Annotated in this window: 16 protein-coding genes; 7 read left to right on the forward strand and 9 right to left on the reverse strand. The window is 64.7% G+C overall.

Annotated elements, in window-relative coordinates:
* Positions 1 to 8: 8 nt before the first annotated feature.
* Together B2747_RS03930 and B2747_RS03935 are read right to left on the reverse strand one after the other, a co-directional pair.
* On the reverse strand, positions 9 to 1,292 hold the full coding sequence (locus B2747_RS03930; RefSeq protein ID WP_291157078.1) for an RNA polymerase sigma factor: 1,284 nt from the start codon (positions 1,290 to 1,292) through the stop codon (positions 9 to 11).
* Complete coding sequence (locus B2747_RS03935) at positions 1,289 to 1,687, reverse strand: YciI family protein (protein ID WP_291157080.1); 399 nt, start codon at positions 1,685 to 1,687, stop codon at positions 1,289 to 1,291. Before B2747_RS03935 ends, B2747_RS03930 begins: the two co-directional genes overlap by 4 nt.
* 82 nt (positions 1,688 to 1,769) lie before the next feature.
* On the opposite strand from B2747_RS03935, the gene B2747_RS03940 reads away from it, so the two are divergent.
* A complete protein-coding gene (locus B2747_RS03940; protein WP_291157082.1) occupies positions 1,770 to 1,928 on the forward strand; it encodes a hypothetical protein in 159 nt (52 codons plus the stop codon).
* Positions 1,929 to 1,943: 15 nt separating this feature from the next.
* Here B2747_RS03940 and B2747_RS03945 read toward each other — a convergent pair whose 3' ends face one another.
* Both B2747_RS03945 and B2747_RS03950 read right to left on the reverse strand, forming a co-directional pair.
* Positions 1,944 to 2,237, reverse strand: a complete 294-nt coding sequence (locus B2747_RS03945) for a hypothetical protein (protein ID WP_291157083.1) — start codon at positions 2,235 to 2,237, stop codon at positions 1,944 to 1,946.
* 26 nt (positions 2,238 to 2,263) lie between these two features.
* Positions 2,264 to 2,686, reverse strand: coding sequence for a VOC family protein (locus B2747_RS03950; RefSeq protein WP_291157085.1), 423 nt, complete (start codon positions 2,684 to 2,686; stop codon positions 2,264 to 2,266).
* 119 nt (positions 2,687 to 2,805) lie between these two features.
* Between B2747_RS03950 and B2747_RS03955 the strand changes: the two genes are divergently transcribed.
* Genes B2747_RS03955 through B2747_RS03970 form a run of 4 tightly spaced genes read left to right on the forward strand, consistent with a single transcriptional unit; the run spans position 2,806 to position 8,045 of the window.
* The gene (locus B2747_RS03955; protein ID WP_291157087.1) at positions 2,806 to 3,396 is read left to right on the forward strand and encodes a hypothetical protein; all 591 of its coding nucleotides are present in this window, start codon (positions 2,806 to 2,808) and stop codon (positions 3,394 to 3,396) included.
* A gap of 31 nt (positions 3,397 to 3,427) precedes the next feature.
* Complete coding sequence (locus B2747_RS03960; RefSeq protein WP_291157089.1) at positions 3,428 to 4,588, forward strand: sensor histidine kinase; 1,161 nt, start codon at positions 3,428 to 3,430, stop codon at positions 4,586 to 4,588.
* 20 nt (positions 4,589 to 4,608) lie between these two features.
* A complete protein-coding gene (locus tag B2747_RS03965) occupies positions 4,609 to 5,445 on the forward strand; it encodes a LytR/AlgR family response regulator transcription factor (protein WP_291157091.1) in 837 nt (278 codons plus the stop codon).
* 50 nt (positions 5,446 to 5,495) lie between these two features.
* The gene (locus B2747_RS03970) at positions 5,496 to 8,045 is read left to right on the forward strand and encodes a serine/threonine-protein kinase (RefSeq protein WP_291157092.1); all 2,550 of its coding nucleotides are present in this window, start codon (positions 5,496 to 5,498) and stop codon (positions 8,043 to 8,045) included.
* On the opposite strand, the gene B2747_RS03975 is transcribed toward B2747_RS03970, so the two are convergent.
* From B2747_RS03975 to B2747_RS03990, 4 genes are all read right to left on the reverse strand, one after another.
* Entirely contained in the window at positions 8,003 to 8,596 is a 594-nt protein-coding gene (locus B2747_RS03975) for an ECF-type sigma factor (RefSeq protein WP_291157094.1), read from the reverse strand. The two genes, B2747_RS03970 and B2747_RS03975, sit on opposite strands and share 43 nt — an antisense overlap.
* Before the next feature lie 91 nt (positions 8,597 to 8,687).
* A complete protein-coding gene (locus tag B2747_RS03980) occupies positions 8,688 to 9,314 on the reverse strand; it encodes a PEP-CTERM sorting domain-containing protein (RefSeq protein ID WP_291157096.1) in 627 nt (208 codons plus the stop codon).
* An 862-nt stretch (positions 9,315 to 10,176) separates the two neighbouring features.
* Entirely contained in the window at positions 10,177 to 10,716 is a 540-nt protein-coding gene (locus tag B2747_RS03985) for a GNAT family N-acetyltransferase (RefSeq protein WP_291157098.1), read from the reverse strand.
* A gap of 32 nt (positions 10,717 to 10,748) precedes the next feature.
* Positions 10,749 to 11,879, reverse strand: a complete 1,131-nt coding sequence (locus B2747_RS03990; RefSeq protein WP_291157100.1) for an AraC family transcriptional regulator — start codon at positions 11,877 to 11,879, stop codon at positions 10,749 to 10,751.
* Between the two features lie 114 nt (positions 11,880 to 11,993).
* Between B2747_RS03990 and B2747_RS03995 the strand changes: the two genes are divergently transcribed.
* Positions 11,994 to 12,881, forward strand: coding sequence for a DUF2306 domain-containing protein (locus B2747_RS03995; protein ID WP_291157111.1), 888 nt, complete (start codon positions 11,994 to 11,996; stop codon positions 12,879 to 12,881).
* 104 nt (positions 12,882 to 12,985) lie between these two features.
* Here the strand turns inward: B2747_RS03995 and B2747_RS04000 are convergent, their stop codons facing one another.
* Positions 12,986 to 13,528 carry a hypothetical protein gene (locus B2747_RS04000; protein ID WP_291157112.1) on the reverse strand — a complete coding sequence of 181 codons (543 nt, stop codon included), beginning with the start codon at positions 13,526 to 13,528 and terminating at the stop codon, positions 12,986 to 12,988.
* Positions 13,529 to 13,686: 158 nt separating this feature from the next.
* On the opposite strand from B2747_RS04000, the gene B2747_RS04005 reads away from it, so the two are divergent.
* The gene (locus B2747_RS04005) at positions 13,687 to 14,928 is read left to right on the forward strand and encodes an ABC transporter permease (RefSeq protein ID WP_291157113.1); all 1,242 of its coding nucleotides are present in this window, start codon (positions 13,687 to 13,689) and stop codon (positions 14,926 to 14,928) included.
* Positions 14,929 to 14,930 lie beyond the last annotated feature (2 nt).

Below are 14,930 nucleotides of genomic sequence, written 5' to 3' on the forward strand. Positions count from 1 at the left end.
ACGATAGTCTAGCCGCTGGCATCGGTGGCTGCTACATGCGAGGCGGCCGCAGACGACGCCTTGCGCAACAGATAGCCTTGCTCCGGTAGACTGGCTGTACGGGCCGCAGCCGCCCGATAGTGCGCACTGGCACGATCAAGGTGTCCAGCCATCTCGAACAGATGCGCGCGAACAGCATCGAGACGGTAGTGCCCGATCAGTCGCCCGCCTGCTTCGAGCTGCGTCAGCCTGTCGAGTCCGACGTTTGGGCCGTGCACCATGGCAATCGCGACCGCCTGGCTCAACAACACCATGGGACTGCTGGCCAGCTGCTCGAGCAGCGTGTACAGCGCCAGAATCTGTGGCCAGTCGGTCGACTGAAAGCTCGGCGCCTCGTCGTGAAGTGCCGCAATGGCCGCCTGAATCTGGTAGGGTCCGGGCGGGTTCCGCTTGAGCGCTCCGTCGAGTACTGCAAGCCCTTCAGTGATCCGGGCGCGATCCCACTGCGACCGATCCTGCTCATCAAGAGGAATCAGTTCCCCGTGCTCACCAGTGCGCGCAGCACGCCGGGCATCGGTGAGCAGCATGAGCGCGAGGAGCCCCGAAACCTCGGCATCGTTCGGCAACAGCCCGCGCAGCATGCGCGTCAATCGAATGGCTTCTCCGGAAAGATCAGTCCGATGGAGGTCAGGGCCGGCACTGCTCGCGTACCCTTCGTTGAATATCAGGTACAGAATGTGCAGCACACTTCGCAATCGCTCGGCCCGCTCAGCGTCCGTTGGTGTGCGAAAGGGAATCCCCGAGCGTTGGATGGTCTGCTTCGCCCGACTGATTCGCTGCGCCATGGTCGCTTCCGGCACAAAGAAGGCCCCGGCGATCTCCGAGGTCGTCAGTCCCCCGACGGCGCGGAGTGTCAGGGCAACCGCCGAGGCCAGTGTGAGTGCGGGGTGGCAGCACATGAACAGCAGCACAAGCGCATCGTCCTGCTCGACCTCGACGTCTGCGTCGGGTGGCGCGACGAAAGACCATTCCGCCCACGCGTGGCTCGCGAGGGCGTCCTCACGACGTCGTCGGGCCAGCTCGCTGCGCAAGTGGTCCGTGAGACGCCGCGTGGTGACGTGGTACAACCAGCCACGGGGGTTGGCAGGAATACCTTCGGCCGGCCACTGCTGCGCCGCCGCGAACAGAGCCTCCTGCACCGCATCCTCGGCTGCCGCAAAGTCCTCATGACGGCGCGCCACGGCGCTGAGCACCTGCGGCGCCAGATCGCGTAGCAGCTGCTCAACGCTCGTGGTAGGCGTGTCGGAGCTCACGCTTCGTCAGGGGGCGCACCGCCCATGACACGCCGCACCTCGATCGGCATGTTCAGGGGCACCCCACCAGGTCCCGGAGCGGCCGACGCCATCGCCGCGATTTCGTAGGCACGCTCGGGTGAAGCCACATCCACGATCCAGTAACCCGCGAGAAACTCCTTTGCTTCCGGGAATGGACCATCCGTCACCGGCTCCCCATTGGCGCCCGCGCGCACCAGCTTTGCCTCACTGGGCGGCATCAGCGCGTGCACATCGATCCATTCCCCAGCATCCTTGAGTTCCCGGTTGATCCGGTTCAAGTGATCCATATGGGCCTTGAAGTCCTCCTGGGACCAACTGAAGATCTCGTAGTTCCCGGTTCCTCGCGGCGCGTGCATCATGAGCAGGTACTTCATGGGTCTCCTCCCTCGAAAGCCGATGTTGGCGTGTGCGACGGTGCCGTCGTGCGGCGCTTGCATGGGATAGTCGGAGCCCGCGGTGAGTTCTCGACATGCCGGGTCGCCCAGGAAGCAGCAAATCCCAAACGGCCTCTATGGACTCAGCGAGGCGGCGGCGGCGTCACAGGGCAGCGTCCCGGACGCCGGTGGCAGCACGCGAAGGCCATCGTCGGCAGCCATTGGCGCCGTACAGCGATAGCGGGCGGGTTTGCCATCAGCGCCCGAATGGAATGCGGTCGCCGGCGCCATTGGCAAACGTGTCCGGTGCAATGCGGCGCAGAGGATACTTGGCCTCGCCGATGATGGCGACGAGACGACCTCCACCGTTCACCATGCTCAGATCGAGGCCATCGCGATACTGATACACGCCCTCGAACGCAGACAGCTCCCGCGAATTTGCCAGGGAGTCCGCCTTCGCGGGCTGTTGGGCCAACAGCACCGACGAAGGCAGCAACAGACCGGACAGACAGCGGACGAGCCGTCTGATGTTGCGCGAACTACGCGTCATGATACGCACGCTCCAGCGCCGCCACATCAAGCTTCACCTGTCATCATCGCGTCCATAACGGCCTGCACCTTGGCGGCATTCGGATCACGGATGAGCTCCGTGAAGCGACGCGGCACGATCTGCCAGGAGAGACCGAACGGATCCTTGATCCAGCCGCAGGCGGTTGGCGTTGCACCGGCCGCCACCAGCCGATCCCAGTACGCGTCAACCTCGGCCTGATCCGCACAGTCCACATACAGCGAGACCCCTTCCGAGAAAGTGAAGTACGGACCGCCGTTGTAGCCCATGAAGAGCTGGCCGCCAACAACAAACTCTGCCGACGAGACGGGACCATCGCTTCCCGTGCGCGCCACACTCCGGATCTCCGAGTCGGGGAACGTGGCGGTATAGAATGCCATCGCCGCCTCGAGTTGATCGTTGAACATCAGAAAGGGTGTGACCTTGTTCATTTGGCATGCGCTCCGCGACGCGGGTTCTGTTCCTGATCATCGATGAGCCACAATGATGCGGCCGCGGCGCGCGTGAGGCCAGAAACAGAACGCCTCGGTGGGCCCAGGCACCTGGGACGGTGTCAGTTCACAACGCGCAGCGTCCGCCTGAGCACGCCTGGCGTCCGCTTCGCGTACTCGCGGCAATTCCGGGTGGCGGGCGCGCCTATGCTACGGACATCACCCATCGCACACCCGAGCAACGCACCATGCACACCGCCACCATGCGCGCCGGCATCATGTTCGCCGCACTGCTGATCACGTCGGCACTGACCGCCCGAAACGTCAGCGGGCAGCCCACGCGGCCCATGCCCGCAACGCGCACGGCAGAGGCGTCCGCAGCGACAGACGCCCCCGACCTGCAGGGCCTCTGGGACTTCACCATGCGCGTGGGCGAGCGCTCTTCCCCCGGCTTCTTTGCACTCGGCCCGGTGGACCGGGGATGGGCGGGTTCCATCACCATGTACCTGACCAACACGCTGGCCGTCCGTCCCTTCACGGTAACCGGCGATTCGTTGCGAATGGTCGTGGCCTCGCGGGAGGGCGACGTGCGCTTCCTCGCCCGCCTGACTGACGGCGGACGCCGCATGGAAGGCATCGTGGAGTATCATGGCGGGGCGCGCCTGCCGATGATTGCCACGCGCCGTAGCCAGCCCGCGCCGTCCCCTTGATCGCCGCCTGCACCGGCCTCGATACTCCAGTGTGACGACTTCCGGAGAAGAACCCACGTCGGTCCATGCGGTGGAGCCTGTAGCAGACTCCAGGGTGGAGCGATACATCGTGCCGGTGGGAGCCGTCGTCCTGACGACGTTCTTCGCCATCCTGTTTGCGTTGCGCGGCAGTATCGCGTCCATCGACCGTGGCGAGGAACCGGAGTGGACACAGCAGTTGGGCTGGTCGCTGGCCATGTGGTGGACCTGCCTGCCCCTGCTGCCGCCACTCGCGGCACTGGTTCGTCGCTTTCCGGTTGGCCGCCCGCACCCCTGGCGCAACGCCGGACTGCTGCTGCTTGGCACGATGACCGCGGCGTGGCTGCGCCACGTCGTGTTCAGTCCGGTCGTGGTCGTGTTGAGTGGCGTAGCAGACGGTCAGGCCAGCGCGTTCGCGCGCATCCTCACCTACTTCACGGTCTTTCTCGTGATGGTCGCGCTGTTGCATGCCGTGCACTACTATCGCGCGGAACGTGCTCGGGAGCGGCGGGAAGCCGCCCTGGCGCGAGGCCTGGCCGAAGCACGGCTGGCAGCGCTTCGCACCCAACTGCAGCCACACTTTGTCTTCAATGTGCTGAACGCGGTGACCACGCTTCTGCATGCCGACCCAATGGCGGCCGACCGCATGCTCACGCGATTCGCCGAGCTGCTGCGTGTGATTCTGCACGATCAGGCGGAGGAGCATACACTCGAGCGCGAGCTGGACCTGCTGGCGCGCTATGTGGAACTCATGCAACTGCGGTTTGGCGATCGCATCAGCGTAGAGTGGCACGTGGAAGACGCGGTACTTGGCGCCACAGTACCATACCTGGTTCTGCAGCCCCTGGTCGAGAACGCCTATGAGCACGGGCTGGCGAGTCGGGTGTCGGGTGGACGCCTGCGCATCGCGGCGTCACGCGTTGGTGACCAGCTCGCGTTGATGGTGCAGGACGATGGCGTGGGTCTCGTGGCGAACGCCGAAACGCGGACTGGACCAGCAGAAGCGGAAACGAATCAAGGCATGGGGCTCCGCATCACCAGAGATCGCCTGCGGCAGTTGTATGCGGCGCAGTCGTCGCTGGTGCTCGAGCCGCCGCCCGAGGGCGGCATACGCGCACGGGTCACCCTGCCGTATCGTGACGCGCGGACGGAGTCGGCAGCGTCTGCCACATGAACCAGCCCATGAGCCAGTCCATGAGTCTGCCTATGAGCCAGCCCATGCAAGCGCCGGGTGATGATGTGCCCTCGACGGTCAGCCCCCGTTGGAACGTGCTCATTGCCGACGACGAGCCACTCGCGAGGGCCCGTCTGCGCACCTTGTTGGCCAGACACCCCGAGTTCGCCCTCACCGCGGAATGCGGCAGCGGCACGGCCGTGCTGGCAGCGCTTCGTGACGGGCCTGCCGACGTGTTGCTGCTCGACATCCGCATGCCCGGCCTCGACGGAATCGCCACCATCGAGGCCCTGGTCCGCGAAGCACCGTGGGCCGCGGAGCGTCCGCCCCTCGTGGTGCTGGTCACCGCCAGCGAAGAACACGCCATCCGGGCCTTTGATCTCGACGTGGTCGATTATCTCGTCAAGCCGGTCGACATCGATCGCTTCGATCGCGCCATGAAGCGACTCCTGGACACGCTGGCCACGACCGCCGACACCACCGACCGCGTGAGGGCCCAGACCCCGCGGGAGATCAATGCAAAGGGGACCTATCCGAAGCGTCTCGTGGTGCGTGACGCGCAGGGGCTGTACTTCGTGGCGGTCGCCGATGTGGACCGGGTAGAGGCGGATGGCAACTACGTGGCGGTGATTGCCGGCGGACGACGGCACCTCGTGCGTGAGTCTCTGCAGCTGCTGGCGTCACGCCTTGATCCGGCGGAGTTCGTGCGCATACACCGTTCGCACCTGGTACGCATTGACCGGATTCGCCGACTCACACCTTGCGGTCACGGCGAATACGAACTGACCATGACAGACGGGACCCGGCTCACCTCGAGCCGCAGCTATCGGGACGACCTGCGACGCCTGCTGGGATGATCTCAACCGGAGTAGTTGCGCAGCGACGCGAAGCGGCGTACCTGTAGCACATGTCCGGTCCAACCGAGTGGCATCGCATCCGCTCCTGCTTCGAGCAGGCGCTCCTGCTGGATGGCGAACCGCGTGCCACGTTTCTCGCGCGCCTTGCCACCACCTCCCCAGACGTGGAGATCGTTGTGCGCCGTCTCCTGCTCGCGCACGAGCGCACATCTGGATTTCTCGAGGGCACCGCGGCGGAAGCGCTCGACGGGTTCGGTGCCCTGCAGGATGTCGACTCGCTGCTCGCGCCACCAACACGCATTGGCCGCTATCGCATCGAGGACCGCATTGGAGAAGGGGGCATGGCCGTGGTCTATCGGGCCGTGCTCGACGATGCCGGACTGCAGCGCGTGGTGGCGCTGAAAGTGTCACACGTGGCGACTCGCGCCGCGATGGCCGAGGCCATTGTAACTGAGCGCGACGTCCTCGCGCGCCTGTCGCATCCCAACATAGCCCATTTGTACGACGGCGGTCTCACGGAGGATGGACGCGCATACCTCGTCATGGAGCATGTGGCAGGACAGCCCATCACCGTTCACTGCGCCGAACGGCGACTCACACTCAAAGCGCGGATTCGCCTGCTGCAGGATGTATGCGCCGCCGTCGACTATGCGCATCGCAATCTCGTCGTGCACCGCGATCTCAAGCCGTCCAATGTGCTCGTGACGCCGGAAGGGCTGGTCAAGCTGCTCGATTTCGGGGTGGCCAAGGTGCTCGACCCGGACGTCATGCAGCGGGGCGCGCTGGCAGCACGCACCATGCCCGCACTGACCCCAGCCTACGCCGCCCCCGAACAGTGGCGGCGAGCGCGCATCACCACCGCAACCGACGTGTGGGGGCTGGGCGTCTTGGCATATGAACTCATCACGGGGGCACGCCCTCACGCGGTGGAAGATCTGTCACCGGCGGCCGCCGAACGCATGGTTTGCAATGCACCGCCCGTCGCACCTTCGGTGGTCGCCAGCCGCCGTGGCCTGCGCCTCAACGTGCCGGCCGCCGGGGACCTCGACGCGGTGCTCCTCAAGGCGCTTCGGGTGGACCCGGCGGAGCGCTACGCAACAGCCGGTGCCTTCGCTGAGGACTTGCAGCTGGCGCTGGCTGGTCAACCGGTGCGGGCTCGCCCCATCACGGCAGGCTATCGGGCCAGACGCTTCCTTCACCGCCACCGCACAGCAGCCACGCTGGCCACCGTCGTGGCCATCGCGTTGCTCACTACCACCACGATGGCGGTGCAGCAGGCCCGAAGCGCGCGGGCCCTGGCGCTTCGCGCAGAGACGGAGCGGGCACGATCCGCCGCCGCCACGGTGCGTGCGCAACGCATCAACCAGTTTCTCCAGAGTGTGTTGGCCACCGCCAACCCGTCGTGGTATGTGAGCAGCGCGGAGAAGGGTCCGGATGTTACCGTGCTGCGCGCACTCGAAATGGCCGCAGCGCGCATGGATCGTGAGCTGGCCGAGGAACCGGAGACACGTGGCGACATCCATCATACGCTGGCCGATACGTATCGGGCGCTCGGACGCTACGCGGAGATGGGACGTCACTTCGATTCGTCGTTGGTCATCCGTGAGCGCGTATTCCGCGCCCCGCACCCCAAGATCGCAGACGCCATGTACTACGCCATGATCGGGGCGTGGCAGCGCGGAGACTGGGATCGCGCCGACTCTCTCGTGCGAGGCGCATTGGAAATGCAGCGCGCGCGGGACGAGGGCAACAACCTGCCGTACATGCTGGAGACGGCAGCGAGCTTCGCCATCGCGCGTGGAGAGTATCAACTGGGGGAGTCACTTGCGCGCGAGTCCGTTGCAGTTATTCTGGCGCGCTACGATTCCACCCACATCGCACATGTCGTCTCGGAAGAAGTGCTGGCGCGCGCACTGCTGCATCAGGGAAAGCGCGACGCCGCTGCCAGTCTGGCCGAGCGACTTGCGGCCCACTCTAGGGCGTCTGGCCGCTCAGACGCGGCGCCGCTGCGCATATACGCAAGCTTGGCCGCATTCGACGGTCGCCATGCCGAGGCCGACTCGCTGTTTGCCACCCTGATTTCCATGCACTCGAGCACCACACGCATTGACTTTCGTCTGCAGCGCGTGCGGAGTGCCCTGCTGCCATCTGCCCGCTATACAGACGCACGGCACCAGCTGGACTCGGCCCGCACGGAGATCGACATGTTGCCGCCTCCGCTCACGAAATGGCCCGTTGTGGACGTCGAGTGGCATGCATTGCAGGCCAAGTTGTCACTCGATCAAGGTCGTCGTGATCAGGCGGCGCGCGAGGCACAAGACGCCGTTGCGCATGCCAATCGCGCGCGGGGCAGCGCTAAGTCCGACCCGTTCTGGCGCAGTCGCGTGCTGGCCAATGAGGTCCTCGCCCAAACAGAGCTGGCTCAGGGTAAGCGCAATGCGGCCGTGGGCCACTGGCGCAAGACTCTAGCGGAATTGATGGCCCGCGATGTGCCCGAGGCACAGCGAGACTCCATCCGGACGAAGCTGCGAGAGCTCGGTGCAGGCGGCACACCGTCTCAGCCAGATACTGCGTCCTCGTCGAGCGCGTCGCGCAAATAGGCGCGCGCAAAGGTCCAGTCGCGCTTGACCGTGGCCAACGACACACCCAGCACCTTGGCCACCTCTTCAAGCGACAAGCCGGCGAAGTATCGCAGTTCGACGACTCGTACTGCGCGCAGCTCAATCTCCCCAAGCCGCTCCAGAGCATCGTCAAGCACCAGCAGGTCAAGCGTACCGAGCGTGGATCGACCTACCATATCATCCGACACATCATGCAGAGCAATCTGGACGCCACCATTGCGTCGCTGGGCCTGGCGCGCACGCGCATGCTCAACCAGAAGCTGTCGCATGAGACGCGCAGATACTCCGAAGAAGTGGTGACGGCCCGTCCATGCGGGCTGCCGCCCCCCGAGCAAGCGGATGTAGGCCTCGTGCACCAGGTCCGTCGGCTGCCACGTATGGTCGCGGTGCTCACGACGCAAAGCGGCGGATGCCAGAACTTTCAGCTCGGCATACACGACACGAACCAGAGACTCGGCCGCTCCGGCGTCGCCGCTGGCATAGGCTTCAAGAAGTTGCGTGATGTCGGACAACGGAGGGGAGGAGGACATGGCGCCTGAATTTGTCGCGCCACGCCGTCCTCGGCGAGGGGACACCCTGCGCAAACTGGCGCGCCCTCGCTCCGGTCACCTTGTACGCCGATCAGGCCCTGCGACGTCGAGCGACGACGCCAAGCCCCGACAAGCCCGCCGCGAGAAGTACCCACGTAGCTGGCTCCGGAACGGAGGTCGCCGGTGGCGTGAGTGTCCCGAACACCTCGACTTCTGCGAAGTTGAGATAGCTGTTGAGCGTCGACTGACTGATGCCAACATAGCGACCGGTCTGCGCCGTCAGTGGGGAAAATGTCTGCTGCTCATCACCACCACTTGTGAACGTGGTGCTCCACACCGCCACGGGTGAGGAGTTACCGAACGGCACATCGGCAAAGATGCCGAGCGTAGCACCGATGATGCGATTCTCGGTGCCATTGTCGACGCGGTTCCAGAAGGTGATGCTCTGGATGTCGTAGCTGGCGCCGAGATCCACGTACCACCACATCACCGGATTCGCTACGCTGACCTGTGCCGAATGATAGATGCCGCTGGCGAAGGTACCCACCTTGTCGTCGTCCACGGCGAGGGACGCAACACAGGTCGGGCACCCAGATAGCAGGTCATTGGAGAAGGCGGACTTGTTCAGTGCCACGTTCTGCGCTGAAGCGGCAACCGGCCCTGTGAGCAGCAGAAGGGCGGCTAGCGGGGCCAGTCGAGCGGTTGATGTCAGGCGCATCAGACGGCTGACAGTGAGGCGGCGAAGCGATCGAAACACGGTGGGATCTCCTGGCGGCACATGGTAGGCAGGACGCTTTTCCGGTCGAATACCGGCTGAGGCGGGATACAAGCCGAGGGCGTACCAAGTACAGGCGCGGAAGTCCGGCAAAATGGCTCAGACTTCATGTCCAGGATGTTCATCGGGACAGCGATGAGCCGTTATTTCCCCACTTGTCGCATGTACTGAAATGTGTGGTGCAAGACCACGGAAGTTGCATGATCAGGGCCATATCAGGTTCACCACCTGTGTCGGCGCTGACTCAGGTGTCCTTCCGAAACGAACGACCACGCTGTCTCGCACAACACCGGTGCGATCAAAGAACACAGAGCACTTCAGTCGCAGCGTGTCGGCTATTCCGGCAGGCAGGACGCCGGCAGGTGGCAGTGTGCCCGCAGCGCGAAAGTGACCATCCCGATCCGTGAGATCGACGGCGAAGAACCCCCCAGCGGGTCCACCACAGCGACTGACGAGTACTTCGGCGTTGCCAACGGGCGTGCCGTTGGCCATGCGCACGGTTCCAGCGACCACTCCGTAACCCGCCGGAGGGCCCCAGTCATCCACGATATGGTTGCCTGCTCCGTCGCATCCGAGTATGAGCAGCGATACACACGCCATCAGGCCACCTCGAGAACGCCAGATTGACATCGCCGCATCTCCTGACTGCACATGTTTGGAACTGGGTCTCAATCGACTTGACATGGGCGCGACACGCTGGCCAGTCGTCCATCGCCCACTTCTCCCAGACAAGGTTCAATATACCCCACCTCGGGAGATGCCTGAACTACTGTGCCACACCGCGAACCGCTCAGCAGGAGCAGCTCTACGGCGGCAGGTCCGACGGAATGAGCGAGTACACGACAGCATCGTGCGCTGTGCCATTGATCACCAATCGGTTGCGCGCCACACACTCCCTCGTGGCGCCGAGTGATTCTGCCACGCGCTGACTCGCCAGATTGTGCGTGAGCGTGACAATCTCCACGCGCGAGAGCCCGATCTCTCCAAAAGCCAGTCGGGCAGCTTCCCGCGCAGCAAAGCGGGCCACACCGCGTCCGGTATGTGGCGTGGCGACCCAATAGCCGAGATTGCCGAAGCGGTGCATGCGGTTGATGTGATTGATGCCTGCCCCACCCACGACTGCGCCACTCGCCGTCTCGAATATGCCAAGCGGGAACTCCGTGCGCGCGGCCCAGGCCTGCTGCGAGAACGTCACCCACGCCTCGGCCTGCGCGAGCGAGTACTCGGGCGAGCACCAGGGCATGGTGGACACCAGTTCGTCGAGCGATGCGCGAACCGCCGCGAAGAGCGACAGGGCGTCGGTGGCAATAAAGGGGCGGACGTGGTAGGGAAAGATGTCGGCCATATCAGCAAGTAACGTGGGTGGCCGCGCGCCGGCTATACCCGTCGTGGACGGGAAACCTCGCTTGGCCGTCGACCGGTCCACCGCTTGTACGCGCGCGAGAACGCCGCCGATTCGGAAAAGCCCACACGAGCAGCCACGGCATCGACGGTCAGTTCACCTCGGCGCAGCAGCGCATCGGCCACTTCGCGGCGAACCTCGTCGTGCAATCTGGCAAACGTCGTGCCTTCTCCTCGCAGGTGCCGGTGCAGGGTCTGCCGGCTGACCGACAACGTGCGGCATACCACGCCAAGCGCCGACAGGCCGGAGTCAGAGGCATCGCGCGGCAGAACGACACGCAGCACATCGGTCACACGCCGGCTCCACGTCGCATCCTGTTGCATCTGCCGCAGCAGCGCATCAGCATGACGAACCAGCACCGCCTGTACGGGTGCCGCCAGCGGTTCGAGCGGCCGCGCGAGGAACGCGGGGTCGAGGCATAGCGCGTTGCGGGGCGCACTGAATGTCACCGGCACCCGAAGGACCACGTCATAGGCGTCACGATGCAGGCGATCGACGGGCGCATCGTGCGTCACCTGCAAGGCGCGAACGATCGTCTCCCCACCGCGCCGGCGAATACCGGTGCTGAAGCGGGCAAACACCGATTCGGTGAGCGCCGGCCAGTGGTAGGCCCCGCTGGCCGGTCGCTGATCCTCCAGCCACACCCCGCAGTTGTCCTCGACGAAGCGGTAGCGCTGGGATGGAGTCCGTGCTCCGAAGTCCACCGCCAGCGTGGCATACCGGTTCAGACCATCGAGTGCATCACGAAGCGTAAGCGACGACGAGCTGTTGCCGGCTGCGCCCGGACCGGCAGGGGCTTCAGGCCGTGCCGCCGCCAACGCCGAAGCCAAGGTGAGTTGTGCGCACGGCACGCCCACACCGAAGCGCAGGGCAAACGTCGGATCGCCGAGCAACGTGGCCGCGGTGTCGAACAGCGCGCGCAACGTGGCAAGCGGCAGACGGCGTTCAGGCGTCTCCAGTGCGCGATCGTCGAGTTGGGCAGCGCGCAGGAGGTCCTGGGATGGCACTCCACAGTGCATGGCGAAATCCAGAACACCCTTGGCGTATCCGGCCGACACGGTGCCGGTTGCCTGCTCTTCGTCGTGCATGCTGGGACCCGATGTCATGGTTTCGCGACCAGCTGTCATGGTGTTGGCGAATGGGCCTGGCCAGCATGAAAGCGACCCCATGCATCGAAGCACACCATGCCAGACTCTGTGAACACTTCCCAGTCCCGACGGATGGCGGACGTCGACGGTTTCGCGGCGACGTCATTCGCCACGGTGCCAGACGCCGCCCCCAACATCCCCACCGCCCCTGAGCCCGAGCAGACCCGTGCCCAACTTCGGCGTCATGGGCGCTGGCTCATTGGCAGCCTGCTTCTCGCGCAGGCGCTTTTCGTACTCTACCTCCTGGCAACGTTCGGCCGGACGGTCATCGCTGGAAACGTGGCCGCCTGGTCGCAGCTCAGTGCCAAGGGCTGGGTAGCCGGTGATCGGGCCGGCAACACGGCAATGGTTCTGCACCTCGCGTTTGCCGTGCTGATTCTGTTGCTCGGCGCCATCCAGCTGTCGCAGCGGGTACGGCAACGTGCTCCCGCGCTGCATCGCTTGAGCGGACGGCTCTACCTGGGCGGATGCTACATCGCAGCCATCAGCGGACTGTGGCTGGTGTGGGTTCGCGGCACGGTGGGCGACCGCTTACAGCACATTGCCATCACGATCAACGCGTTGCTGCTGTTTGTGTGCGCCATCATGGCGTGGCGCACGGCGCGCGGCCGGCGATTTGCCGAGCACCGCACCTGGGCCCTGCGAGCCTTCCTGGTGGGCAATGGCGTGCTCTACTTCCGGATGTTTCTCGCGCTCTGGTTGCTGGTGTTCCGGGCGCCGGTCGGCTTCACCCCCAGCACCTTCAGCGGCCCGTTCCTCACCACGCTCGCCTTCACCGTGTACGTGTTCGGTCCATTGTCGGTGTTCGAGACCTACCGTTGGGCCGAGCGCAGTACCTCGCGCACGCGGCACCGTGTGGCGTCGGGCGTGATGATCGGCGTGGCGCTGCTTCTGGTGTGTGGCGCCATTGCCGCGGTACTTGTGCTCTGGATGTCCCGCATGCTGCGGGTGTGGCATTGACGATCCGGGTTGCGCTGTTGCCCCCGTCAGATCGCTGCACGCACACGTCGCCCACAACACCAAGCGGGATGGTGTGTCGAACGCGGCATGGATCATCATGCGCATTAGAAACGCACACCGGCCACTACCGGAAAGAAGTACCCGATCGCGTAGTCACCGGCCCCGTGATCGGTGAGGTTGGCGTGCACCAACACCTCCAGAAAGACGTGACGCGTGTGATGCCGCCCGGTGAGACCAAAGCCCGTGCGCACGCCGGGGGTCGTGCCATAAGGATTGCGCACACCAACTGTGTTGAGACGCTGAAGTCCAGCGCCAAGCGCGAAGTAAGGCGCCCAGTGGGGCGTCCGCGGACCAATCGTAATGGTACCGAAGAGCCCAAGGCTTGTGATGTCCGCATCACGCGAAGCCAACGATGGAGACTGTTCGCGGCCAGTCATCCTCGCATACTCCATTTCAACGCGCCATTGCGAGACACGACGCGGATGGCCAAGCACTACACCGGCGCGTGCAACCGGTCCCGTGTTCCTGAACTCGCCCAAGCCGCCCGACGGATTTGCGAGTCCAAATGACACGATTGAAGAGACAGCCTGTGCCTTGAGATGCGCAGGCAGGAATGCCAGCAGCGCAATGAGAATGCCAAGTCGCACGTGGTGCCTCATCAGACGATTGCGGCAGTCTGCGCGACTGGTCCCAGCACCCGGCGCACACGACAGCTGACACTGAATCTGCGCTCGCACCGTAGGAACGGCTACCGCAGCGCCGATGGCTGCCGGACTCCCGCCCTTCCTCCCTCGCGTCGCCCCCCATGCCCCTCTTCGAAGCCGTTCGCTTGGCGCTGGGTCAGATCCGTGTGCAGAAGCTCAAGAGCTTCTTCACCCTCCTCGGTGTCACCATCGGCGTGATGTTCCTGGTCGCCGTGGTCTCGATCGTCGAGGGCATGTCCACCTACGTCGAAGAAGACTTCATCGGTCGCTTCATTGGCGCCAACACCTTCACGCTCCGTCGCTGGCCCGACTTCACGGGGCCGGAAACCGAAGAAGAGTGGCGGGACATGCAGCGCTGGCCGCTGATGTACAGCCACGACGCCCGACACGTCGTCAACGTGCTGCCGAAAGACGTGAAGTGGGCCATCGAAACCGACGCGAATGCCACGGTGTCGAGCATTTACGCGCCGCGCCCACGCCAGACGACCATCTACGCGGTCGAAGGCGACTACTTCCAGATCAAGAACTACGACATCGTCGCGGGCCGTGCAATTGCCCAGGAGGAGTATCGTCTTGGCGCGAACGTGATCGTGATTGGCGACGAGGTGGCGACCTTCTTCTTCCCGGATCTTGATCCGATTGGCCGTGAGCTGCGCGTCCGCGGCGTGCCCTACACGGTGGTCGGACGCATCGACAAGCAGGGGTCGCTGTTCGGCATGTCCATGGACCGCTTGATCATTGGCCCGCTCGAATCCGGCCTGGGGCGCATTACCAATCCACGCGGCGACATCGACGGCATGATGCTGAAAGCCTCGAGCACCACAGCCATGTTCGACGGCATGGAGATGGTGCGCGAAGCCATGCGCGCGCGCCGCCATCTCCGACCGGGACAGCGGGACAATTTCTCCATCGAAACCTCGGAGTCCGCGCTCGAGGACTTCAATGAGGTCAAGAACGTCATGACCATTGCCGGCACGGCACTGCCGATGATCGGCCTCGTAGTCGGGGGCATGGTCATCATGAACATCATGCTGGTGGCCGTGGCGGAGCGGACACGGGAGATTGGCATTCGCAAATCCCTCGGCGCGCGCCGCAAGGACATCATGCGGCAATTCCTGGTCGAGGCCGCAACACTCAGTACACTCGGAGCCGTGGTCGGCATTGGTCTGGGGCTTGGTGCCGCGTGGGTCATTCAGGCCACCACACCACTGCCCGCAGCGGTCGCGCCCTGGTCTCTGGTGGTGGCCACGATGCTCGGACTTGGTGTCGGTATCGTGTCCGGCGTCTATCCCGCGCGCCGCGCCTCGCGGCTCGACCCCATCGACGCGCTGCGTCAGGAGTAGGC

It is taken from the genome of Gemmatimonas sp. UBA7669, from assembly GCF_002483225.1.
In the GTDB taxonomy this organism is placed as follows: Bacteria; Gemmatimonadota; Gemmatimonadetes; order Gemmatimonadales; family Gemmatimonadaceae; genus Gemmatimonas.